Annotated in this window: 20 protein-coding genes and 1 tRNA gene; 8 read left to right on the top strand and 13 right to left on the bottom strand. The window is 43.6% G+C overall.

Going from position 1 to position 22,940, the window contains the following annotated elements; genetic code table 11:
• Nucleotides 1-31: 31 nt before the first annotated feature.
• The 7 genes from ureC to JGK39_RS17060 all read right to left on the bottom strand — a co-directional run bounded on the left by ureC (nt 32) and on the right by JGK39_RS17060 (nt 7,661).
• Nucleotides 32-1,789 (bottom strand): urease subunit alpha, encoded by a 1,758-nt coding sequence (ureC, locus tag JGK39_RS17090; protein WP_293255027.1) that lies wholly within the window; start codon nt 1,787-1,789, stop codon nt 32-34.
• A 261-nt stretch (nt 1,790-2,050) separates the two neighbouring features.
• Entirely contained in the window at nt 2,051-3,181 is a 1,131-nt protein-coding gene (locus tag JGK39_RS17085; protein ID WP_293255024.1) for a glycosyltransferase family 61 protein, read from the bottom strand.
• A 331-nt stretch (nt 3,182-3,512) separates the two neighbouring features.
• On the bottom strand, nt 3,513-3,824 hold the full coding sequence (locus JGK39_RS17080) for an urease subunit beta (protein ID WP_293255021.1): 312 nt from the start codon (nt 3,822-3,824) through the stop codon (nt 3,513-3,515).
• Nucleotides 3,825-3,857: 33 nt separating this feature from the next.
• Nucleotides 3,858-4,160, bottom strand: coding sequence for an urease subunit gamma (ureA, locus tag JGK39_RS17075; protein WP_293255018.1), 303 nt, complete (start codon nt 4,158-4,160; stop codon nt 3,858-3,860).
• Between the two features lie 313 nt (nt 4,161-4,473).
• Complete coding sequence (locus JGK39_RS17070) at nt 4,474-5,370, bottom strand: urease accessory protein UreD (protein ID WP_293255015.1); 897 nt, start codon at nt 5,368-5,370, stop codon at nt 4,474-4,476.
• 37 nt (nt 5,371-5,407) lie between these two features.
• Nucleotides 5,408-6,745, bottom strand: coding sequence for a photosystem II assembly protein (locus JGK39_RS17065; RefSeq protein ID WP_293255012.1), 1,338 nt, complete (start codon nt 6,743-6,745; stop codon nt 5,408-5,410).
• The gene (locus JGK39_RS17060) at nt 6,738-7,661 is read right to left on the bottom strand and encodes a radical SAM protein (protein WP_293255009.1); all 924 of its coding nucleotides are present in this window, start codon (nt 7,659-7,661) and stop codon (nt 6,738-6,740) included. Before JGK39_RS17060 ends, JGK39_RS17065 begins: the two co-directional genes overlap by 8 nt.
• Before the next feature lie 48 nt (nt 7,662-7,709).
• On the opposite strand from JGK39_RS17060, the gene JGK39_RS17055 reads away from it, so the two are divergent.
• Nucleotides 7,710-7,925, top strand: a complete 216-nt coding sequence (locus tag JGK39_RS17055) for a hypothetical protein (protein WP_293255006.1) — start codon at nt 7,710-7,712, stop codon at nt 7,923-7,925.
• A 468-nt stretch (nt 7,926-8,393) separates the two neighbouring features.
• Nucleotides 8,394-10,169 carry an ATP-binding protein gene (locus JGK39_RS17050; RefSeq protein ID WP_293255002.1) on the top strand — a complete coding sequence of 592 codons (1,776 nt, stop codon included), beginning with the start codon at nt 8,394-8,396 and terminating at the stop codon, nt 10,167-10,169.
• Nucleotides 10,170-10,343: 174 nt separating this feature from the next.
• Here the strand turns inward: JGK39_RS17050 and JGK39_RS17045 are convergent.
• Nucleotides 10,344-10,428, bottom strand: a tRNA-Leu gene (locus JGK39_RS17045).
• A 199-nt stretch (nt 10,429-10,627) separates the two neighbouring features.
• Here JGK39_RS17045 and ndhL point away from each other — a divergent pair.
• The 4 genes from ndhL to JGK39_RS17025 all read left to right on the top strand — a co-directional run bounded on the left by ndhL (nt 10,628) and on the right by JGK39_RS17025 (nt 13,306).
• The gene (gene ndhL, locus JGK39_RS17040) at nt 10,628-10,843 is read left to right on the top strand and encodes an NAD(P)H-quinone oxidoreductase subunit L (protein WP_293254999.1); all 216 of its coding nucleotides are present in this window, start codon (nt 10,628-10,630) and stop codon (nt 10,841-10,843) included.
• A complete protein-coding gene (locus JGK39_RS17035; RefSeq protein ID WP_293254996.1) occupies nt 10,844-11,149 on the top strand; it encodes a DUF3007 family protein in 306 nt (101 codons plus the stop codon). It abuts the gene before it with no gap.
• 275 nt (nt 11,150-11,424) lie between these two features.
• Nucleotides 11,425-12,222 carry a tryptophan synthase subunit alpha gene (gene trpA / locus JGK39_RS17030; protein ID WP_293254993.1) on the top strand — a complete coding sequence of 266 codons (798 nt, stop codon included), beginning with the start codon at nt 11,425-11,427 and terminating at the stop codon, nt 12,220-12,222.
• A gap of 478 nt (nt 12,223-12,700) precedes the next feature.
• The gene (locus tag JGK39_RS17025; RefSeq protein ID WP_293254990.1) at nt 12,701-13,306 is read left to right on the top strand and encodes a DUF6658 family protein; all 606 of its coding nucleotides are present in this window, start codon (nt 12,701-12,703) and stop codon (nt 13,304-13,306) included.
• A 672-nt stretch (nt 13,307-13,978) separates the two neighbouring features.
• Here JGK39_RS17025 and JGK39_RS17020 read toward each other — a convergent pair.
• The gene (locus JGK39_RS17020) at nt 13,979-15,610 is read right to left on the bottom strand and encodes a GTP-binding protein (RefSeq protein WP_293296918.1); all 1,632 of its coding nucleotides are present in this window, start codon (nt 15,608-15,610) and stop codon (nt 13,979-13,981) included.
• Between the two features lie 629 nt (nt 15,611-16,239).
• On the opposite strand from JGK39_RS17020, the gene JGK39_RS17015 reads away from it, so the two are divergent.
• Nucleotides 16,240-18,060 carry a HAMP domain-containing sensor histidine kinase gene (locus tag JGK39_RS17015; protein ID WP_293258873.1) on the top strand — a complete coding sequence of 607 codons (1,821 nt, stop codon included), beginning with the start codon at nt 16,240-16,242 and terminating at the stop codon, nt 18,058-18,060.
• Between the two features lie 124 nt (nt 18,061-18,184).
• Nucleotides 18,185-18,712, top strand: a complete 528-nt coding sequence (locus JGK39_RS17010; protein WP_293296919.1) for a hypothetical protein — start codon at nt 18,185-18,187, stop codon at nt 18,710-18,712.
• A 127-nt stretch (nt 18,713-18,839) separates the two neighbouring features.
• On the opposite strand, the gene JGK39_RS17005 is transcribed toward JGK39_RS17010, so the two are convergent.
• From JGK39_RS17005 to JGK39_RS16990, 4 genes are all read right to left on the bottom strand, one after another.
• Nucleotides 18,840-19,250, bottom strand: coding sequence for an Npun_F0494 family protein (locus tag JGK39_RS17005; RefSeq protein ID WP_293296921.1), 411 nt, complete (start codon nt 19,248-19,250; stop codon nt 18,840-18,842).
• 178 nt (nt 19,251-19,428) lie between these two features.
• Entirely contained in the window at nt 19,429-20,007 is a 579-nt protein-coding gene (locus JGK39_RS17000) for a hypothetical protein (RefSeq protein ID WP_293296923.1), read from the bottom strand.
• 141 nt (nt 20,008-20,148) lie between these two features.
• A complete protein-coding gene (locus JGK39_RS16995; RefSeq protein ID WP_293296925.1) occupies nt 20,149-21,021 on the bottom strand; it encodes a protein kinase in 873 nt (290 codons plus the stop codon).
• Nucleotides 21,022-21,027: 6 nt separating this feature from the next.
• Nucleotides 21,028-22,818, bottom strand: a complete 1,791-nt coding sequence (locus JGK39_RS16990) for a protein phosphatase 2C domain-containing protein (RefSeq protein WP_293296927.1) — start codon at nt 22,816-22,818, stop codon at nt 21,028-21,030.
• Nucleotides 22,819-22,940: the final 122 nt, after the last annotated feature.

Genomic DNA, 22,940 nt, shown 5'->3' with positions numbered 1-22,940 from the left:
AAAGGACTGAAGTCCTCACTACGAACTTATATCAAAACAGAAAATATCGCTGCGCCATTGGCAAAACAGTTGCCGGTTCGCAAGTCAACAATTGCCCATCCGCCCTCACTTCATAGGTTTCTGGATCGACTTCCATGTGCGGCAAATAATCGTTCAGTTTCATATCTCTTTTACTAATCTGCCGCGTGCCGGAAACTGCTACAGTTGGCTTTTGTAAACCGAGCTGTGCTGCAATATCTCGATCGCGCGCCGCCTGACTTACAAACGTCAAACAAGTCGCCCCAATTGCACCGCCAAAACTGCCAAACATCGGCCGCATATGCACCGGCTGCGGCGTCGGAATGCTAGCATTAGCATCTCCCATCTGCCCGTAGGCGATCGCCCCACCCTTAATTACCAACTCCGGTTTCACCCCAAAAAACGCCGGCCGCCACAAACACAAATCCGCCAACTTACCCTCCTCCACCGAACCCACATACCGACTAATTCCGTGAGTAATCGCCGGATTAATCGTATATTTCGCAATGTACCGCTTCGCCCGAAAATTATCATTTTCCCCTCTTGTGGAACGGGCATCTTGCCCGTCCAAACCACTTGTGGAACGGGCATCTTGCCCGTCCAAAATCCCCCTTTGTACCTTCATTTTATGTGCCGTTTGCCAAGTCCGAATAATCACCTCTCCAACCCTTCCCATCGCCTGCGAGTCCGAAGAAATCATACTAAACGCACCCAAATCGTGCAAAATATCCTCAGCAGCAATAGTTTCCCTTCTAATTCTCGACTCAGCAAAAGCCACATCCTCAGGAATCCCCCGATCCAAATGGTGACAAACCATCAACATATCTAAATGTTCTTCCAATGTGTTGACAGTGTAAGGGCGAGTCGGGTTAGTAGACGAAGGCAAAACATTAGCTTGCCCGCAGACTTTAATAATATCCGGTGCGTGTCCGCCGCCAGCACCTTCTGTGTGGTAAGTGTGAATAGCGCGATTTTTAAAGGCAGCAATTGTAGCTTCCACAAATCCCGCTTCGTTGAGAGTGTCGGTGTGAATTGCCACTTGCACGTCGTACTCGTCAGCTACACTCAAACAATTGTCGATCGCCGCTGGCGTAGTTCCCCAATCTTCATGGAGTTTCAAACCCATTGCACCGGCCAAAACTTGCTCGACTAATCCTTGAGGTTGACTGCTATTTCCCTTACCTAAAAAACCCAGATTCACCGGGAAAGCATCGGCTGCTTGCAGCATTCTGTACATATGCCAAGGCCCCGGAGTGCAAGTTGTAGCGTTTGTACCCGTTGCTGGGCCAGTGCCGCCGCCGATCATGGTAGTGACTCCAGAGGCGATCGCCACTTCGATTTGTTGCGGGCAAATAAAATGAATGTGAGTATCAACTCCCCCCGCCGTCAGAATCATTCCCTCACCAGCAATTACTTCCGTACCCGGCCCGATAATAATATCTACCCTATCTTGAATGTAAGGATTTCCTGCTTTACCAATTTTGAAAATCTTGCCATCTTTAATGCCAACATCGGCTTTAACAATTCCCCACCAATCCAATATTAAAGCATTAGTAATTACCGTATCAACAGCACCGTCAGCATTAGAAATAGGCGACTGTCCCATGCCATCGCGAATGACCTTACCGCCGCCAAACTTAACTTCATCCCCGTAGGTTGTGAAATCTTGCTCAACTTCAATGAATAACTCTGTATCGGCTAGCCGCACGCGATCGCCCGTTGTGGGCCCGAAGGTTTCCGCGTAAGCGCGGCGATCCATTCTGTAACTCATGTTTTCTCCTAATATTAATAAATTTTTTAGTTGGCAGTTGAGGTCAACTTTAATTGTACTATGTGCCGAGTTACTCAATCTGAGTTAGGATCGCTCCTGTAAATAATTTACACATATTTGTGGGATGGGCGTCCCGCCCGTTCTTTCTGGACGGGCGGGACGCCCATCCCACAAGAACAATAAATTGTAAGTTATTTAATTCTCATTCCTTAGCAAATATTTACAATATTTCTGCGATCGCCCATTTGTCGATTTGTAAATTCATTCCAGCATTTTCTTAATTTCCCTTCTCAAAACCTCCACATCCACCGTCATATCCATGCCAATTAAACTCCAATCTTCCAAATCATCGCTGTCATCAACCATACGAGAATATTCTAATCCCAATATCTGGGAAATGTAATAGAAAAACGGCGGAGTGTACCCTCCATAAAAGCATTCCAATACTTTCGTTCCCGGCTGACACCACAACAAATTTGTAAAACCAGCGCCGTGAGGGCCCACAACCACCTGCGCTTCTGCAAACAGCCGAATTTGTTCATCCACACTGCGCGAGACATCTTCCAAAATTTCAAAATCAAACTCTTTCAACACCTCTCGTACTTCTACCTCATTTTTAACCTGGCGCCGCCCGCTTCTAGAAAGATATAATTTTCTGTAAGGCTTGACATTTTCCTTAAGACAGAATTTGTTCCGCAAAAGCTCTATATCGTAAGGACTGGGAAAATACCAATCTTGATTGTTTCCTAACACGACACTTTCTGCATGATATCCCGTATCTCTAGCGCGAGTGTCGATTAGCGAACTTTCAGGAATACCGAGTTTTGTCAGAAAATCCAACTCAAAAGCTGTATGGCGCAAAGGATAACAAATTTTGGCTTCTTGCCAAATTTCCTTACCTAAAGCCTCCTCAATCCGACAAAGTTTAGCCAGTACAAAAATCACATAATCGTAATAACTGCACCACAAATGCGACCAAGGAGCAACTATTAACGGATAGGTAATTTGCTGGGGTTTATAAGGCCATTCCAGAATGCCCGCACCGCTAATCCGAAAATCTAGGTCTAACAGCAACTTGTGATTTAGCAGCGTGTTTCCAGACGTACAAATAGTTAGAGCCTCTATTTGTTTATTCACGGAAACTTTCCAAACATAATCCGGGTCAAAAGACACGGTTGTTTCTGTGGTAAAAAACCGAGAAGGTACTCCATTTACTGAGGCTAACGCAGGTATGTTGACAGGTTCGTGCTGCTGTTTGTAAACGATGCTGTTATCTAATAATTTGATGCTGGTGCGCCGATCTAACGGGGTTCTCCAGACACGCCTCGATGTTTCCAGCAAACTCTGCTTCAACATCTGTTTGATCTGGTCAACTAATTTTGGATTCATCATGCGCTTTTGCTGTATATGTTTGCGGTTTTGATAACCAATATCGATCGCAAACTGCCGATTTTAACTCACTCAAAAGTCTGAGGTTTCACTAACAAAAGAAAGGCACTTATACACTTATGCAGAGAATTTTTCTTGACATTGCTTTGTCACTCTCCAGGGGTAGCGCTGGAAGTGATACGATTTTCTCTTTTCGATTTTCCATGGGATGACGATCGCGATCCTGGTTGGGATTGCGAGGTTACAGTTGCATTATTTTAACTTGGATAAGTTTTAAGTTAAAAATTTTCCAATTCAACAATCAACACTTGCAAACTATTTTCTGCTTTCATACTTAACCTTCCAAATGACCGTTCACTTTTCCATTAAAGCCGTAGACTTGACGGCTACCAACAAACGGCACTAATTGAATTTCCCTTCGATCTCCCGGCTCAAATCTAACTGCTGTACCTGCGGGGATATCCAACCGCATTCCTTTTGCTTGTTCTCGTTCAAATTCTAAGGCTTCGTTCGCTTCATAAAAGTGATAGTGGGAACCGACTTGAATGGGTCGATCGCCCGTATTTGCTACCAGCAACCGCACTGTTGGGCGATCGGCATTGAGCTCAATTTCACCGTCTGAAACAATCATTTCTCCCGGAATCATATCTGTCTCCTGCGAGTCTCTGCGTTTAAATATTTAACGAATCGGATCGTGCACTGTCACCAACTTAGTTCCGTCGGGAAAAGTCGCCTCAACTTGCACTTCATGCACCATTTCGGGTATGCCTTCCATCACATCTTCCCGCGTCAGAAGAGTTGTCCCGTAACTCATTAAATCTGCGACGGTGAGGCCATCTCTTGCTCCTTCTAAAATGGCGGCGGAAATGTAGGCTAGTGCTTCTGGATAGTTTAACTTTAAGCCTCTTTGTTTGCGGCGCTCTGCTAGCAGGGCGGCGGTGAAAATCAGCAGCTTGTCTTTTTCTTGGGGGGTGAGTTGCATTTTTATTATGGTGAGGGCGATCGCATTATTTATTCAAGTTCAACTATGAGCGGCAGCAAATCATCGGTAATTACCTCCCATGATTCAAGATAGTGTTAATATCCGGTTCGTGTCAAGGTGGTTTATCCTTTTGTTTTTGGACTTTAGCAAAGAACCGGAAACGACTGTTTGCCGATCGCATATTTCTGACAAAACCCGGCTATATTTGTCACGAGCAATGTCAATCGGAAGTTGTATGTCTGGTACTGGGGGCGGGTATTGCATTTGATGTGTTGCAGCGGAAACAGAAACTAGGTGAAACTAAAAGAGAATGCTATTTTATCCAAACTCTGGGCAAACAGCAAGGGCGTTCTGAAAAAGACAAGCGCAGCAATTGCCAAATGGCGACAAACCAGTCTCTGGCGGCAGCGGTGGACGAACCGCGATACCGGCACAGCAAACCGTTGGGAATGCGAGTAACCCCGACAGTAGAATTAACTGCCACAGATCCTGGATAAATTGTTTCTTCGCAGCGCAAACCTCGCACTTTTTCCACCATCTCCGCTGTGACTGGTTCGCCGATCCAAGCGAGGGTAGCGACTACGGGTTTTCCTGCTAATCCGTGAGGACTTTCGAGCATTTGGCTCCCACCTTTAAGCCATTGTCTGTCAATCCACAGAGGGCTGTTTTCCTGCCAGATTTCGGTGTGCGATCGCCATTCTCCCGACAAGAACTTTTCGCCCCTAGCACTGCGTCCGAACCGCGTAATCTCCCACAGCAGAATACGGGCTTGCGGCGCTAATTCTACCCGCAAATCTTGTCGGTAAATTGCGCCGTCGAAAACGATTGTTTCCTGCGGCAGCCATTCCAAATTAGCGCCAGCATCTACTTGAATGTCAATATTTTGTTGTGCTAACTGTCCGCTGCTGCGATAAATTTTACCAGCGGCGGCGGTGGTGATTAAGGCTTTGGCGTTTGGTTGGAGGTGGAAATTGAGCGAAAGGCGATCGCCCCCAACAACTCCCCCAGCCGTGTGCAAAACTACGCTGTGACAAACCTCTTTTCCTTCAGGATAAAACGGACGCTGCACCTTCAGGGGCGCTTGCATTTGATTGTGAATAATTTGAGTTGCGCCGTCACGGTTCGCGTAGGCTAAATTCAGCCTGCCGTGCCAATTATTTTGAACGTTATTTGTAGGTTTGTAAGTCAATTTTTGGGTCACTTTTTGCATTTAAATTTAATATTTAGCAATTCCTAGCTGATTTATTTTACTTACTCATTTTAAATCTTCCTTTTCTGGCTAATATCACATAGTCATCAAGTTTATAATTTAAGTCATAATGTAACTTAAAGTGCTGGCGGAAAAGTGGACTGATGAATTTCTGAACCGACAGATTTTCTCTAGCAAACTTTGCAAAGTTAGGATGGGATTTCCTGCTACCAGTTGCACTTAAATATTTATACCAAACCAAGTTTAACCCCAGATCGTCAACAAATTGTTTGACTACACTTAGCTCCTGTTCGCAACTTTCAATTTGACGAATATTGTAGGGTATAAGCAACTTTTTTTCTTGAATAATTAGCAAAACATAACCAGAATCGGTCAGGCTGTTGGTAAATATATCCTTATAAATGCGCTGGGATTTTTCTCTGCTATCCTCATCGTTAAAAAAACAGTGAGAAATTACAATAAAATCAAAAAAGTTTTGAGGAATTTTTCGAGATTGATTTTCACCATCAAAGATACTAGAAGTGTCAAACCGAAAGTAAGCATTGATCGCCTGGGGTTCCATATATTGCCGCCAAAACTGGAGTCCGCGATATTGAAAAGCTTTTTGCTGTTCCAAAGAGTAATAGGATATGTGCATTGGCGGCACTGAACAAAAGTCGTTAATACTTTGCAGCAACAAACCTAGTCCGCAGGCAACTGTCCCCGGCCCCGCCGCAATATCAAGGATATTGACTTTAGTTGGTAATAACCCAGCCTTGTAAATGAGAAACCAAGCTAGATATGTACAATAGACGTTATCTAGGAAATACCTCATTAAATAGATGTGAGGACTTAGCTCAAAACTGTATTGAGGATCTTGTCCTTCTTTGAGTTTTTGTATGTCGTCAATAGCTTGTTGAAGTAAAAAATCAAAATTTGTTTTTTGGCGGATCAAGTTATTAAACTCATTCTTGATAAAACCAGCCAAATGTTGTTCAAACTTATCAAATACTTTTTCATAAATTCCTGTGCATTGAATCATGCTGGCATCGCATTCTTTAAGTTTAAAACTTTGTGAAATAACTTCAATAAATTTGGGCTCGGGAATCAAGAAGTTTAACTCATCAATATCTCCGGGAAAAGCATCAATTTTTCCGAAGCCCACTTGCAGTTCTAATTCTGCTAAACGCCGATCGCCTTCTTGGATGCGGTCATTTTTTTGTTGCAATAATTTTTCAAGCTGTAGCCGCTCTTTAAATAGTTTCTCCTGCCACGATAGTTTTGCCCCTGAATTTTGTATTTCTTTTAACTGTTTTTGGGCAAGTCGATTATTTTGACTCTTGACGGCTTGGTTAAACTTTTGAGAACGCCACCAGTTAGCTAGCGGATTATTCATAGCCAAATCCTTCTTTACCTTCCATAATTTCTACATCCGGGAGCATCGCCTTGAGTTTATTTTTAAACTTGCGATAACTCTGCTGTTCGCTATTGTACCACCAAGCGTACTTGTGTTTAAGAGCTAATGCTTCTGAGCGCGTTGACGCAATTAGCGATCGATCGTTGCTGGCATGAAAATCCTGAATCACCACCCGATCTACAACTTCCAGCTTCCTAATAAAATTAGCTTCATCTTCCGGTAAGGTAGGGAGTAGTGGTGTCACAGTTATAGAAAATTTTACTTCGCAATTTATTTGGTAAGGAAAGCTGTATTTCAGTTTGGCAATAGCTTTGAGTCTCGCAGGAATACTCGGGGATTTTGGTTCAAAATCTTTCCTCACTTTTTCGCTACCAGTGGGAATGCTCATGTTAATTCGCAATCGCTGAAATTGCTGTAAAATATCGACATCTCTAGTTATCATAGGACTGCGAGTTTGGATAACCAGCGTCGGCTGATAGGGAACCATCACTTCTAGCAAGTGCCTAGTTAGTTGTTCTTTAGATTCAATTGGCTGATACGGATCTGTGACACTACTCATATAAATTGTCGGTGGGCGCTCGGGGTTTTTCTTGTGCCAGCGTTCCAACTCTTTCTTGAGAATTTCTGCTGCATTTTGCTTGATGATTACCCAATTTCCCCAATCCTCCCGCATCTGTGAATTAGGGCTAAAAGCAGCAGCATAACAATAGCTGCATCCGTACTGACAGCCGCGATAAGGATTGAGCGTGAAATCGTAAGCACTGATAAATCCAGTAGCTTTGTTAAGCACTGACTGTGCATTTTGTGCATACACTTTGGCACTTCCGAAGTTTTCCCGGACTGCGAAAGTGTGTTGTTTCCCGGCGGAATATCCCTCATACTGAGACTTTACCATAATTGCACCTGCTACAGTATTAAAACGGAAAATGTTTAGAAATGAGAAATGCGATGGGGTTTCGATCTTACTATTTTACTGTGCCGCACTCAACAGATGTCAGCAAAACAGTGGGGAATTACTCAATTTTATAATAAGTTTTTTGAAGAAACAACCAGCCAACTTTATAAACTGCACGAAGCGCTCGATCGCAAAGTAATGCAAGCTTATGGATTTACTGACAGCGACGATATTTTAGCAAAACCGCTGAAATCAAACGTATAACTGGCAAAAAAATTGGGAGAACCCTAGTTAAACTCTGTGTCCTTAACTAACTAAGTAAGTGAAAATACTGGTTGATTTTGTATAAGTTTTGTAAAGTTGCGTACAATCACATAAATTGTTGATACAGATCACAAACACTTTTGTCTGAGAACAGAGATAATTAAGGCGTTATGGGCTAAATCGCCTCGGCTGGCAGCTCAAATAGCAATTGATCTGGCAAATTCAATAGAAAGATTAGTTTGACATTTTGTACGCAACAGATTGTCAGCCCAAAAAACTCAAAAGTTAAAAACCAGAAAAACTATCGTATCTCCCGATCGCGTTTTTTTAGGAGTAATCTCCTAAAATTCACGGTTTTTAACTAAGTTAAATGATTAACTGAGAAATGCAGGTTTATGCTGTTTCTCGATATTGCAATAAATTGTGCAGGATGTCAACTACTCCTGATTTGTTTGGGAGGAACTTTCAATGTTATTATTTACCGACACTCAGCCCCAAGATAGCAAAGTAGAGCAAGATCACTCTGCTAACAAAAAATTGTCACAGCCTACATCTATTAATTTAAATTGGCTAAGGGAACGATTCAACCATTTGCGGATCGGTCAAAAAATTAGCTACGGCTATGCTTTAGCGATCGGTATAGCGATTTTGGGAACGGGTGCGGGACTGAAAGTCGGAGACTACTTTCGCAAGCAAGCTTTAATTCAGGTAAATGTTGCTGGGCAACAGCAGCAACTGCTGCAAAATTTGCAAAATACCGTATTTGAAGCCCGATCGCACGCAGCGAGATTGCCGGCTGTTTTGGGAAACAGGGTGTGGCTGCAATACGAACGCGATCGGTTTGTCCAGCAAATCAATCAAGCAAAAAGCCTGATTTCCGAAATACAACTTTTTGCCATCAAAAATCCCGACAGGCTAGCAATACAAGAAAAAAATTTGCAATCTAGATTGCAAAGGTATGCCATCGTCATTGATTACTACGCTCAGCTAACTAAACTGCAATTAAAAGAAGCGGAAGTTTGGGATTTACCGGCTAACCGCATCGAGTCCGCACAGTTACAAATGTTGAGGAGTAGCAGTGGGGAAGAGGCGATCGTATTAGATCAACTTGCTGCAAATTTGACTGAGCAAATTGCAGAAATAGAACTTCAAAAACTGCAAGGGGCAGAAGCATTAGAAGAAGCTGAAGGCTTGCGAAACCGAATTATTCTGGGGAGTATGATAATTTCAGCACTCATCGCCGTGTTACTGGCGGACAAAACCAGCCGCGCGATCGCCCAACCCCTCGAAAGCGTCACTAGCGTCGCCCAGCAAGTCGCCCGCGAATCGAATTTTAACCTGCAAGTACCAGTCACAACCGAAGACGAAATCGGAGTTTTAGCAGCTTCTTTCAATCAATTGATTCAGCGAGTTAGCGACTATACACAAGAACTAAAACAAACTCAATCTCAATTAATTCAAACCGAAAAAATGTCGTCTCTCGGTCAAATGGTGGCAGGGATCGCCCACGAAATCAACAATCCCGTCAACTTCATCGGCGGCAACATTGACCATGCTAACCAATACATCCAAGATTTGGCAGACTTGGTAACTCTCTATCAGAAATACTATCCAAACCCACCAGATGAAATTATAGACTGTATCGAAGACATTGAACTCGAATTTCTCAGAGAAGATTTGCCAAAAACACTTGCTTCGATGAAAATGGGAGCAGATCGCATTCGCGAAATTGTCATATCCATGCGGAACTTTTCTCGTTTAGACGACGGTTACATGAAACCTGCGGACATTCACGAAGGAATAGACAGCACCCTGGTAATTCTCAATCACCGACTCAAACAAGGTATCGAAGTTATTAAAGAATACGCTAATTTGCCTCTGGTTGAGTGCTATGGAGCGCAACTGAATCAAGTATTTATGAACGTACTCGGCAATGCAATTGATGCGCTGGAGGAGGTAAAAAAGGCAGATAAAGCGTTTTCACCAACGATTTGGATATGCACGGAAGTTGCGGCAGACAAAGCTGTCACTGTCAAGATTCGGGATAACGGGCCGGGAATTGCCGCAGCCAGTGCCCAACAGATATTTGACCCGTTTTTTACTACAAAGTCGATCGGCAAAGGCACTGGATTGGGATTGGCTATTTCCTATCAAATCGTTGCCAAGCATCAAGGCAAAATTGAGATGAATTCTCAAATTGGACAGGGGACGGAATTTGTGATTACTTTACCAGTTGCTGCGTAATATCGCGCGGGGCGGCTTCGTTTTTGTTTGTCCGTAGCGCACGAAGTCTCGATCGGGGCGGGTTTACAGGATCCATAACTTATGTCATAGATATCGGTTAACCCGCCCCTACAGACATCGCGGTCTTTTTACCCCAAATGAGAGGTCGATCGCGCTTTCTCAACTTAAATTTGATGGGGGTGGAGGGACTTGAACCCACACGACCGTTTCGGGTCAACGGATTTTAAGTCCGTAGCGTCTACCATTCCGCCACACCCCCTTTCGTGAAGCTGCTGCTGTGGGTTTGAGCCACTGACAACAACAGCCTTTTATTCTACACGCAAAACCCTAATTTACGCAACCCCTAATTGAAAAATTCTCAAAAGTCGCGCTGGATCTCCCCAAGCGGTACAATAGTTAACCAGCTAGCTGAGCGTGTCAACCGACTTACCCTGTTATTATTCCATTAAAGCAAATCTATGTATATTACCTTGCTGCTTTACGCCGTGTTGGCCGGAGCCTACCTCCTGGTAGTACCGGTGGCCACCTACGCTTACCTGAACAGTCGCTGGTACGTGGCTACCTCTTTTGAGCGCGGCTTCATGTACTTCTTGATGTTCTTCTTTTTCCCCGGTATGTTTCTCCTAGCTCCTTTTTTGAATTTTCGCCCCAAACGGCGGCAGATAGAAGCCTAAATGCGACGTATTGACGTAATTGGAATCAGTCTCGGCTTTTTTGTAGCGGGTGGGTTGGCCTACTTGGTGCTGCAATTCGCCGGACTCGACAGCATGAATGCTGGGATTTGGAGTCAGTTGTTTTTGGTTGTCGGCTTGGTTGGCTGGCTGGTGACTTATTTGTTTCGAGCCCTGACTCAAGGTATGACCTACAGTCAGCAACTGAAAGAGTACAAAGATGCTGTCTTGCAGAAGCAGCTCGATGAACTCACTCCTGAAGAGTTAGCAAAACTTCAAGCCGAAATTGAGCAGGAAAAAGATAGTTAGTCAATAGTCATTAGTCAACAGTCATTAGTCAACAGTCAATAGTCATTAGCAATAAACTCTCTTTCTAATGGCTGGGGACTGATGAGTGATGGCTGATATGGCGTCCCAGAAAATAAGCGCGATCGGTTCGATCGTTCGGACTTCAGTCCTCAGACTTTTATGAGGACTGAAGTCCTCACGCTCGATCCTATTTTATTGCGATCGCTCGGACATTATATAATGACCAATGACTGATGAACAATGACTGATGACCAATGACTGATGACTAATAACTAATGACTATTTCTAATTGTTTTGAAACGTTGCGAAAAAGCAACCAGTGTGCATTAATCCCTTTTATTACTGCTGGCGACCCAGATTTGGAGACAACGGCTAAAGCGCTACAAGTTTTGGATGATAGCGGTGCAGATGCGATCGAGCTTGGCGTACCTTATTCCGATCCGCTAGCCGACGGGCCGGTGATTCAAGCTGCCGCTACGAGGGCGCTACAGCGGGGAACGCGGCTGGATGCGGTACTGGAAATGGTGGCGAAAGTGAGTCCGAATTTGCGATCGCCCATAATTCTCTTCACCTACTACAACCCAATTTTGTACCGAGGTATCGAAACCTTTTTGCAGCAAATCAAAAGTGCTGGAGTTCAGGGATTGGTTGTACCGGATTTGCCCTTAGAAGAAGCTGACAGCCTCATCCAACCTGCCAACAAATTAGGCATTGAACTCACCTTATTAGTTGCTCCCACAAGTCCCAAAAGTCGCATAGAAGCGATCGCCCGCCAGTCTCAAGGATTTATTTACTTAGTCAGCGTGACGGGGGTGACGGGAGTGCGCGAAGGCTTAGAAACGCGAGCAAAAGAGTTGTTGCAAGAAATCCGCAGCATCACCGACAAACCCATCGGCGTCGGCTTTGGTATCTCGAAACCAGAACACGCTCGCCAAGTGAAAGAATGGGGTGCAGATGCTGCGATTGTTGGCAGTGCTTGTGTGAAACGCTTGGCAAATGGAACTCCAGAACAGGGTTTAGAGGAGCTCGGCGAATTCTGCAAGAGTCTAAAAACAGCTATTCAAAATGATTAGCAACTGTACAGATACTTTCAGCCGTTAGACAGATGTGGGCGATCGCCCCGTGTGGCGACAATTGCCATTAAAGACCTTGTTGTACTTGAGATCGTACACCGACTTCCTTCTGGTTCCTGACCGGAAGGTTTTTTTTAGCTTCCAAGGCGCAAAACAGTTTAATTACAGTAGTTTTGTCCGAACCTCGCTATATGTATACATGAATCGCGAGCAAGGACAGCACTCATAAAAAAGGCTTTTTACTATCAATTAGCCGCTCTCATTCTTGCTCTCGCGACTAGAACTAAAGCTTTTGTTATTGCTTCTAGTATGACTTAAGGAATGTAACTTCAGATAGATGAAAAACTTCTGTTTGTCTTCGTATATTTAAAAAAGTGTTTGAGTGCTTAATGTTTGAAATGGTCGCCATCTACAGAACCACCAGGCATTTAAGCATATCACCAAAGAAAACAAAGTCACAATAGAAAGGAGCATTTTTATGAACAGACTAACTGCTTTTCTGAAAAAAATTCGAGCTGTACAAATTTTAACAGTCTTTCTTGTCGGCATTTTAGTATTTGTGAGCACGGCCTGCAAGGGTTCTGATGTGATAGTCGGCAAAACTGCCGACCAAATTAGAGAAGAAGTGCCGACCGGGGCTGTAACTTCGGTATACAAAGGCGGGCAGAATCAATACAGCGATGACGATCCCAGAAACCCAACCGCTACAGGAGTTGAAGCAAAAGCTAAGCTTCTCAAAGAGGAAGCCCAGCGCCGAATCGAAACCAAATCTAGTAGCAATGTGCGCGAAAATGTGCGGCGGGTAGCAGACGACGCGCCGAACAAACTCGATCAAATTGGCGCAAAGGTGAATGACAATGTTCGCACCGCTCAGCAGAAAGCTGATGAGTTTGGCGACAAAACCAAACAAGGCTTTGCTAATCTTAAGGAAAACACTCGCGAAGGCTTGAAGCGAGCAAAAGGGATTGTTAAAGAAGCCACCGAGGGAGCAAAAGAAAGAGCTGCTGAGGGTACTGAGTCGCTGAGATATAATACCAGCGGCGGCCAAGAAAATATCAATGATGCAGCGCGAAATGCAAAATAAACGCTGAAGATGCTTCGGACAATGTTCGCTAAAAAGTGAATCGAGATATTGACAGAACTCAACGAGCAGCAGAAAGAGCCGCAGATGCGATGGACTAATTTCATTTCCGGTCGATTACCATAATAAAAAAGGTTCGTAGTGAGGACTTTAGTCCTTCAATTGCAAGGACTAAAGTCCTCACTACAAACGAATCGGAGCGCGGTCAATCGACCGGACATGATATAATTTCAAATAAGGCTGTTTCCAGCTCTCAAATTAGTAGTCAGACAGGGGCTAAAACTCCTGTCTGACTTCACATATCCGAAGAGAATGACCACAATAAGATGGGTTTGAGCGTTCGGAATGCAAGTCAAGCGTAGTTGATGCGGACTAAAGTCCTCACTACGAACCGGATGCGGACTAAAGTCCTTACTAGGAACCGGATGCGGACTAAAGTCCTCACTAGGAACCGGATGCGGACTAAAGTCCTCACTACGAACCGGATGCGGACTAAAGTCCTTACTACGAACCGGATGCGGACTAAAGTCCTCACTACGTACGAACCGGATGCGGACTAAAGTCCTTACTACGAACCGGATGCGGACTAAAGTCCTCACTACGAACCGGATGCGGACTAAAGTCCTCACTACGAACCGAACCGTTTTTTATTACTGTCATTGAGGGGACATAATATTACCATTCATCGTTGCGCTTGTTGCTGTGGGTTTCCCAATCGTCGCCCGGGTGCTGATACAATGGTTCTGGTTCCACTTCTGCTGCCATTTCTAATTCGGGTTCCGATTCTTCTTGCTGATAAATGTTCAGAGGCTCGACAACGCGGGCGATCGCATCTTTGACAAATGCTTTGACAAACTCGTCTTTCCGATTTAACTGAAACTGCCTCTGCACGACTTCGGCGATGCCGCCGTCGCCCCAATCTTGATCGTGGCGAAAATATTCAATAAAACTTTTCCCGGCAATTCTGGTTAAATAAGCGGCGCTGACTGCTTGAATTGCTTTGCCAAGTACAAATCCGGCTACACTTAATTGCAGCGCCCTCGACACTACTTGAATTACTCCTTCAACTATTCCCAAGCTGGCTAGGGTTTTGGCGAGAGACAATGCCAATTCTTTCGCGCGATCGATATTTAATTCGCAGCCGTAAATCTTGGCAATTTCTACTACCATTTGAGCGTTAACTGCTGCTGTCGCTAACAAATCTACAACTGGTAAAGGCGTTACGGCAATTACTCCGGCTCCGATCCACTGAAAGCGCTCTACTACTTTATCAGCGGCGCGCCGTCTTTGAGCGTCAATTAACTTGCGTGCTTGGTCTCCTAAATGCTGAGATTGTAGCAAAATGTTGTCGGCAATTAAGTCTTCGCCTTCGGCTCGCAAAATTGCTGCGATTCGCCGAATTAATGGCATCATATCGGGGTCTGGCTGAAATATTGTCCCGCTTTCTAGTACAACTTTTTGCGGGTTGGCGCTAATGGCGACTACATCCATTGCTGATACTAAACCTTTAACTCGCTGTCGCAGCCGATCGAGAATTTCGTCTCTGTCGCTGTCGGGATAAAGGTCTACTTTATTAAAAACCACGATCGACCTTTTGCCAATTTCGGCCAAAGTCCGCAGCGGTTCGTACTCAGATTTGCGCAAATCGCCGTCCAACACAAATAAGATCAAATCAGCCCGGGCCGCCAACTGCCGCGCCAATTCCTCTCTATAAGTCCCCGCTACTCCCGCTTCCAAGATGCCTGGGGTATCAGTAATTGCTAATTCTCGATCGATCCCTTTCAATGAAAGAGTGTAAGTTTCTCCAACTTCGGTAGTTCCCATCGGCGCCCCTACCTGTCCCGCCATCCGCCCCACCAGGGCATTCACAGCCGAAGTTTTGCCCGCAGAACCGGTACCGAAAACAACGATCCGAACATTGCCGCGGGCCATGCTAGCTTCTATTTCCCGGGCTCTCAACAGCAAAGCTTGCCGTGCTACTTCGTCTTGAATGCGATCGACTTGCTGCCTGATTGCTTTGAGATTTTCGGAAGCTGCTTCACTTTTGACAACAGGAACCTTGGGATTAATCGCCCGTTTTCCCTTAACTTTCTGAGGGCGTTGTAGAAGTCTAAAATAATAAAACAGCGCAAAAATTAGCGTTGCTAAAAGTACAATTATCAGCAAAATTAGCAAATTAGCCAGCAGCGGTGAAGCATACCACGCAACTTGGCTGTAAAGCCCCGTTAAGGAACTCAGCAGCCCAATAATCAACCCCAGGGTGAGGCAGAAAGCGGCAATTAATGTTAACAGGCGCGGCAAAGGCATGAGGGCTGGGGCAAATAAAAGGGTTATGCTTTGATTTTTACATTTTCACGAGAAGTCGGAACTGTTGAAGCGCCCGATCGCACTCAAACGCCTGCAAATCCCGATTCTGCTTGTCGGTAGGGTGCGATCTGGACGGACAAGTGCGTTAGCGAAGCCCTCGAAGAGGATCGGCCCTCCGGCTGCAATTGTAGCTACTTCAGACAGTTTATAGCTGCACTCACCCGCCCGAAAGCCTTTGCCGGTCTATTTACACCTAATTATTTATTCGGTGATTTATGCGATCGCGCGCCGACAATTTTTATTCATAAAACTAAATATTTTATTAAGTAAGTAGAAACCCGGTTTCTTAACACAATACCAGTTTGCCAAAAGAATGCAACGGTCGGTCGCCGTGCTTCAAACCCTTACGGAATAAGTCATTTTCATCTAAAATCTCAAATCAAAAATGGTATAAATACATCCGGGAAGCTCGCGAGCGCGGAAAGGAGAAACCCAGTTGATACGGCAGCTTAAGAGCGTCCCGATTAACAAAAATTATTAGATTAACGATCGATGCGGTACTCTCTAATCATCCGCGAGTTAAGTTAAACTGAATTGTCAGTGCGTGAATTATTCACAGGTTCGCATCTATGCAGCTCAAACATCTAAATCAGCCTTCACAAGAACTCCCTACCTCTTGCGAGGATAACGTCGAAGAGAGTCAGCCACCAAAGCCAAATTATTTGAGTCAAATAGCCCGTTACTTCGGCAACCTCAGTATTAGCGACAAAATCTGCGGCGGCTACGCACTGGCTCTTTGTGTTGCGATTGGGGGAACGACTGTCGGGATGCTGGCGGGGAATCATTACTATCGCAGAACTAACAATCAAGTACACATCGATCGAGAAAGTCAGCTTTTAAATAAGTTGCAGGTGGCTTTACTGCGGACGCAAAACAGCCAACTGCGGCTGATTTACTGGCTCGAACAGCCAGAAATATTTAATCAAAAATACCAACAAATACAAAACAATATTTACAGTTTGAAAGAGTTGCTATCTGAAGTTAAAAGTCAGACTGACCAAGAGCAGGTAGAAGGCTTACAAGATTTTATAAAGAGTTACGATTCGCTGCTGTCGAATTACATTACCCAGTTAGAAAAAGTTAATAAAACAATTAGTAATTTGCCAGCAAATCGCGATCAAAAAAATGTCAGACTTAAGTTGCTGTCGAATTTAAACAGAGATAAAATAGGCTTGCAACTAGATAACGCGGTCAATGATTTAGCAGAAATTATCGATCGCGCCGCATTGCAAGAAGATGCAGCGCGCTCAGCCCTGCTGCGAGCCCAGACGCTGCGGGTACAAATAATTTTTGGTAGCATGGTACTGTCGATCGTAGTTGCAGCACTGCTAGCGAGCTACACCAGTCGGGCGATCGCCAAACCCCTCGCCGCTGTCACTAAAATCGCTCAGAGAGTCACCCAAGAATCTAATTTTCAGTTGCAAGTACCAGTTACCAGCAGCGATGAAGTGGGAGCATTAGCAGCTTCGCTGAACCAACTGATTCAGAAAGTAAATCACTTGCTACAAGAATTGAAATCAGAACAAGAAAGTCAGATACTTCAAAATGAGAAAATGGCAACTTTGGGGCGGATGTTGGCAGGTGTTGCTCACGAAGTTAACAACCCAATCAATTTTATCTATGCCAATATCGATCCGGCGAGAAATTACGTTGAAGATGTTTTGGATTTGCTCAAAACTTACGAAACACAAATCCCCAATCCACCGATCGCAGTCTACGAAAAAGCTGAAGCAATAGACCTTGACTTTCTCAAAGAAGATTTGATGAAAATATTTGACTCAATGCAAGTGGGTGCAGAAAGAGCCAAAGCTATTATCTTAAGTTTGAAAGACTTTTCTCGCCTGGACGATGCGGCACCTCATGCGGTCGATTTGCACGCCTGCATAGATAGCAGTTTGCTGATTCTCAACAGCCGCTTCAAACAGGGCGTTGAAGTGGTGCGAAATTACGGGGATATTCCGACCGTGGAAGGCTACATGGGTTTGCTTTACCAGGTGTTTGTCAACCTTCTGAACAATGCACTCGATGCTGTGGAAGAGAAAGCAAAAATTGAGAAAGCGAGCTATGAGGAGGCGAGAAAACAATCGGGTTCGGAGTTAATTAAACAGGAAGCACCGAGTTTTTCGCCGAGGATTGCGATCGCTACAGAATACTTGGACGACGACTCAGTGGTGGTGCGAATTTCTGATAACGGTACGGGAATACCTGCGGCAAGTCTAGAAAAAATGTTTGAAACGTTCTTTACGACTAAACCGAGAGGTGTAGGTACTGGTTTGGGATTGGCAATCGGCCGCGATATTATCGTCAAGAAACACGGGGGGACGATTAATTGTTGGTCTGAGGTGGGAATGGGGACGGAATTTGCGATCGCCCTGCCGATCGAACATTAGAATATATTATGGGAGTTGGTAATGGGGAAAAAGGTAATTGGTAATGGGGAAAAAGGTAATTGGCAATTGGTAATGGGCGATCGGTTAATCTAGAGTGGAGCAATTACAGCTAGGAGCGAAAATTATGGGACTCTTTGACCAAATTTTGAGCGCGATCGACAATCCCAACCAACAAGCAAGCCCCAATCAGTTGGGCAACATTCTGGGTGCGGTAGAACAGTTGAGCGGCAACCAGGGCGTCGATGCGGGCACGACTCAGCTAGCAATGTCGGTTTTGGGCGGATACGTGCGATCGGCTTTGCAAGACGTGCGATCGCAATCTGGAGACGCACAAGCTCAAGAAGTTGTCAACCAATTTAGCGGCACAAATCCCAATGCACAAGCGGTACAGAGTTTGTTCGGGGGTGGTCAACTGACGCAAATAGTGACCGATATCGCCCAAAGAACCGGGTTGAATAACGAGACAGTGCAAGCGATGATCCCTGTTTTAGTGCCCTTGGTACTCAATTTGCTGCAAACCGGCGGCAACGCCCAAAATCCAGCCCAGGGCGGAAATCCCGTTTTGAATGCGTTTTTAGATGGAGATGGAGACGGCGACGTAGATATTACTGACGCCATGTCGATGGCTAGCCGCTTTTTAAATCAGCGCTAATTGCCGGAAAATTCGGGGTGAGAAATGGGCGTTAGTAGTGAGGACTTCAGTCCTCATTAAAATCCAATTATGCAGGTGTGCAGCGCACACCTTACCGCCTTAACGCTCTTATCTGAACTGTATTGCGTTATGAAAATAGTCCGAACCCTCGGCTAAGGGCATTTCCAATGCGATCGCACAATGAAGCAGTCGGTAAGCTATTTCCTTGCTGTTCCCATTTTTCCACGAGTTGGCGGCCCAGCGGGGTGAGGCGAAAACTGTCGGTAATTCCTTGTCCGTCTACTTCGCGCCGCAAAACGCCGACTTGAATCAGCCACAGCAGCGAGTTTTCGGCTGCGAGTTCGGATACGGGCGATCGCGTGTAGCCGCTTTCGACACCCGCATTTGAGGCGATCGCGCTTAGGAAAACGCTGTTGTTGCGGATGGTCTGGAAGAAGTGTAATTGAAAAGGGGCGCACCGGATCGCGCGATCGGCTCTTTTGACAGTGCGGCTGGGATAGTTAATTGATTTAAACGCTTCGGATGGAATAAAAGTCATTGATTTGGCTCTGAATAGGTACTATATTTTTGATTGTTACCTATTTAGAGTCAGCCAAGCAGAGTTCTGAAAAATATACCCACAACTGAGCGGTTGAAGTTATGGGTGTTGGAAATGGGCGATCGCCCATCCCCAAAACTCCCAAATCCCAAAAAGCAATTCCTAGGTCTTCTAACTATTAGCTGTTGATTAATTCTTCTATGGTCTGTTCAAATTTATCACATTCTTCTACTAACTTAGTGACGACCCTGGCAAAATAAGTGACATCTATTAAACTAATCTCCGCGTTATGAATAATTGAAAAAGTTTGTTTTCCACCGATAGTTTCTATCCCCCAAAATCCCAGTTTATAAGTAGCATTTTGCGTGAGAAGTAACGTAGATAAACGATGGGGTATATCATCTTCATCGTCGAATTTTAAACCACTCGGGCAAGAAAACTCTAGGGTTGAATCGTACTTGACAATAAATAAAGTTTGCGTGCTGCCAGAGTCCATATTAAACTTAATTGTCGCTATTCTATTGTCAATACTAGAAATATTCCAACCAATAGTTTGGCAGTAACCCTCGATCGTTGAGCGGAATTTAAACGAAGAGAATATATCTTTATCAATAGCCATAGGTTCATCTCCTGAATTAATCGGTTTACTCGTAGCTAATATTGTCCATTCTCGACCTGTACAAACCTCGCACTCAGAAGGCTTCATCAGTGAAACAACTTGATGCCCACAACTTTTACAACGGTAGGTTTTTTTCATTGGTTCAAAAAATCTATAATTTAGGTTTCATATTGATGCTTAGCTTATTTTTCCCATCCTTCGGTGGAACACCATTATTATAAAGCTTTTTGATTTGTTGATGGACTTGATTGATATCAGGTCTTTCTTTAGGGCTTAAACCTAACATCTCTTTATTAGCTTACCCACTTCTGCATTGAGGGGATTTTCGTTATTAATCATAGTTCCGCGCAATTTAGTTTTAGTTGTAATAGACGGCAATTCAAGTTTTTTTCCATCCAAAACAGCTTCGTGAGCATAAGTATAGCTTCCTGATAAAATCGGACGACTACCTGTCCAGTATTGACAGAAAATCAAACCTAGAGAAAAAATATCGGATTTTTTAGTAGGCGCTGGCGTTTCTCCACCTGTGGCAATATGTTTAGCAAATTCAGGGGAATAATATACCGGATCGCCTACTAAAAATTCTGCCGCAATTGATTCTCCTTCAAGAATACTGCTATCAAAATCAATAATTTTGGCTACTTGTCTTCCTTCCCATTCTTTAATCAACACATTGTCAGGTTTCAAATCAAGATGGACAATACCATTTGAGTGCAAAATTTTCAGCGCCCCTGCTGCGGTTAGCATCACAAATAAACGCTTTTTTGTCTCTAGTGTATGTATTTCATTTGATAAAGAGCTAGTATCGACTTTTTGACAGACTTTGAAGAAATGTTCGCCATAGTCATCGCCATATTTAAAAAAGTCCACCATGACTACGACTGAACCCCCCGCACCACAAGCCGATAGTGCATTTTGAATTGCTAGTTGTTTTATAGCAAATTTCTCACACTGATCGCGCCGTTTTTGTTTTCCTTTTTCGCTCCCTGGTGCATTTTCGCCTGGATAGACTGGACTGAGGAATTTTTTGACAAAGTATTCGTTTCCATCGCACACCGCAAAACCCCATTGACATTGACCACCGTTGGCGCTATCAAATTCACGGGTTACTAGATATTTTCCAGCAATAACATCACCTTTTTTGTAAGACATAGGTTATTAATATGACCTGTGGTAGTAGTATTTATTTTGAATCTCTTGATGTTTTTGTCGTGCTTTTTGCAACTTTTCATACTTAACTCCAGAAGAGTAAGATGAATTATATATTTTCACGGCTTCTTGAATACTTATTAATGCGGGGTATAATTCTCCTTTTATTTCTTGTAAAACCGCCATAAAGTAATAAGCATATGCTTTATTTTCGGAGGAAAAACTGTTAGCTATTTTCTGACATAACTGAATCGCTAAATTGGCTGTCTCGTATTTATTACTTATTAAGTTCAGAGAGATAACGAATGCTTCTAAGTGTTCTTCCCAATCGTTGAGTTGTTCGGCAGCTTCAGGTTTAAAAGATGATTGATAAGAGTCAACGGCCTTCTGCCATTGACTCAATTTATAGTAAATAAAACCTAAGTGTCGGTATGAGTGTATGAGTTTTTCCCCAGGATTTTTTAGAACTTCATTCTTCCAATATAAAGCGGCATTTTGGAATAATTGTTGTTTTCGATAACAATCTATTTCCATAAAAGCTGATTGAGTGTAAATCAATCCTAAAAGATATTTACATTCACTGTGATGAGCATCAATCTTTAAAATGTGATGGCAGAAATTTTCAGCTTCTTTTAACTGATTATTTTCATAACAAGAGTTAGCCCGATCCAACAAACTTTGAATTTCTTCAGCCTTAGATGCTGCTTTCTGTCTGGATGAGTCACTAATTTCTTTGAATTGGTCAGTTCTACTCAAATTTGAGGTGGTTGAAATGACTAGGGAGGATTTATCTTCTGAAAATGACGGTTTAAAATTAGCTGGTGGCTCAGTATATTGAATAAATTGGAAATAATATTCATAATCAATTCTATACTTTTCCCACAGAGTTTGTACATCCTCATAGCGAGCATTAGCCGTAGGAGGCATAAAGTTTTCTTGGAGATACTGCAAACGTTCTTGATAAGAACTCTTTAAGTGCTTTATCCCATTAAATCCTCCTGGATAGAGAATTAAAGAAACATCATCTTGCTTAATCTCTGTGTATCTTTGTTTAATTAATTGTTGCCAAGTATTTTTCTCCATTGTATCCCCTTCTGACTTATAGAGCATCTCTAGCAACAACTTTTCAAATTCCCAAGGAGCAGAAAAATACTGAAAACAGCCGTCAGTACAAGCTAAAAAACAGCCCGGTTCTTCTATTCTATGACGCTGATAATGAATTTGCCATCTCGGATTTAGATCGGCAGTTAAAAATTGAGACATGGGTGGATCTTGTCTCAACATTTCTAAGGCATCTTTGGGACTTTTTAAGTCATCTTTGGTCAGTTGTTGTAAACCTTTAGTTGGACTGAGAAAATAAATTCTTGAATCTCCCATCCAAGCTAAGTCAGCTTCAAAAATTTTTATTTTTTCTTGTCCTTGTTGCTTGGGAATGCTAGCCAGCGCGATCGTCGTACAGAGTCTATGTTCCATTAAAGAACCTTTTAGCCGAGATGAAGTTTTCGGCATATTAGTATCGGCTAGAATTTTCAGTGAGCTGCAAATTTCTTGTTGCAGTAAAATGACATTTTCAGGCGTTATTTTACCATTCCATTGTTTAAAGAACTTTTTGCTGATTTGAGATGCGACTTCTGAGGCAATACGCCCCCCTGTTTTGCGATCATAACCAGCAGATCGACCTCCTAAACCGTCAAACACGCCTATCAAAAGATTTTCTCTAAAATCTGCATCAAATAGATTAGCATCTTCACCTTTGTCTTCGATAACTTCTATGTTGACTACTAAATTAAACTTAGTCATAGTCATAAATTAATTTGTGATAAGGTTATATGTTTGTCAAAAAAAATGAGGTGTAGGGTGCGTCCGAAAAGCCAAGCTATTTGTTTAAACAGTAACTTAAAAATCTGACGCACCCTAGAACT

Source organism: Microcoleus sp. PH2017_12_PCY_D_A (assembly GCF_020738565.1).
In the GTDB taxonomy this organism is placed as follows: Bacteria; Cyanobacteriota; Cyanobacteriia; order Cyanobacteriales; family Microcoleaceae; genus Microcoleus.
This window is presented reverse-complemented; position numbering and strand designations above follow the sequence as displayed.

Coding starts and splice junctions, on each gene's coding strand:
- ureC (WP_293255027.1), bottom strand. CDS start 1,789: ATGAGTTACAGAATGGATCGCCGCGCTTACGCGGAAACCTTCGGGCCC.
- JGK39_RS17085 (WP_293255024.1), bottom strand. CDS start 3,181: ATGATGAATCCAAAATTAGTTGACCAGATCAAACAGATGTTGAAGCAG.
- JGK39_RS17080 (WP_293255021.1), bottom strand. CDS start 3,824: ATGATTCCGGGAGAAATGATTGTTTCAGACGGTGAAATTGAGCTCAAT.
- ureA (WP_293255018.1), bottom strand. CDS start 4,160: ATGCAACTCACCCCCCAAGAAAAAGACAAGCTGCTGATTTTCACCGCC.
- JGK39_RS17070 (WP_293255015.1), bottom strand. CDS start 5,370: ATGCAAAAAGTGACCCAAAAATTGACTTACAAACCTACAAATAACGTT.
- JGK39_RS17065 (WP_293255012.1), bottom strand. CDS start 6,745: ATGAATAATCCGCTAGCTAACTGGTGGCGTTCTCAAAAGTTTAACCAA.
- JGK39_RS17060 (WP_293255009.1), bottom strand. CDS start 7,661: ATGGTAAAGTCTCAGTATGAGGGATATTCCGCCGGGAAACAACACACT.
- JGK39_RS17055 (WP_293255006.1), top strand. CDS start 7,710: ATGCGATGGGGTTTCGATCTTACTATTTTACTGTGCCGCACTCAACAG.
- JGK39_RS17050 (WP_293255002.1), top strand. CDS start 8,394: ATGTTATTATTTACCGACACTCAGCCCCAAGATAGCAAAGTAGAGCAA.
- ndhL (WP_293254999.1), top strand. CDS start 10,628: ATGTATATTACCTTGCTGCTTTACGCCGTGTTGGCCGGAGCCTACCTC.
- JGK39_RS17035 (WP_293254996.1), top strand. CDS start 10,844: ATGCGACGTATTGACGTAATTGGAATCAGTCTCGGCTTTTTTGTAGCG.
- trpA (WP_293254993.1), top strand. CDS start 11,425: ATGACTATTTCTAATTGTTTTGAAACGTTGCGAAAAAGCAACCAGTGT.
- JGK39_RS17025 (WP_293254990.1), top strand. CDS start 12,701: ATGAACAGACTAACTGCTTTTCTGAAAAAAATTCGAGCTGTACAAATT.
- JGK39_RS17020 (WP_293296918.1), bottom strand. CDS start 15,610: ATGCCTTTGCCGCGCCTGTTAACATTAATTGCCGCTTTCTGCCTCACC.
- JGK39_RS17015 (WP_293258873.1), top strand. CDS start 16,240: ATGCAGCTCAAACATCTAAATCAGCCTTCACAAGAACTCCCTACCTCT.
- JGK39_RS17010 (WP_293296919.1), top strand. CDS start 18,185: ATGGGACTCTTTGACCAAATTTTGAGCGCGATCGACAATCCCAACCAA.
- JGK39_RS17005 (WP_293296921.1), bottom strand. CDS start 19,250: ATGACTTTTATTCCATCCGAAGCGTTTAAATCAATTAACTATCCCAGC.
- JGK39_RS17000 (WP_293296923.1), bottom strand. CDS start 20,007: ATGAAAAAAACCTACCGTTGTAAAAGTTGTGGGCATCAAGTTGTTTCA.
- JGK39_RS16995 (WP_293296925.1), bottom strand. CDS start 21,021: ATGTCTTACAAAAAAGGTGATGTTATTGCTGGAAAATATCTAGTAACC.
- JGK39_RS16990 (WP_293296927.1), bottom strand. CDS start 22,818: ATGACTAAGTTTAATTTAGTAGTCAACATAGAAGTTATCGAAGACAAA.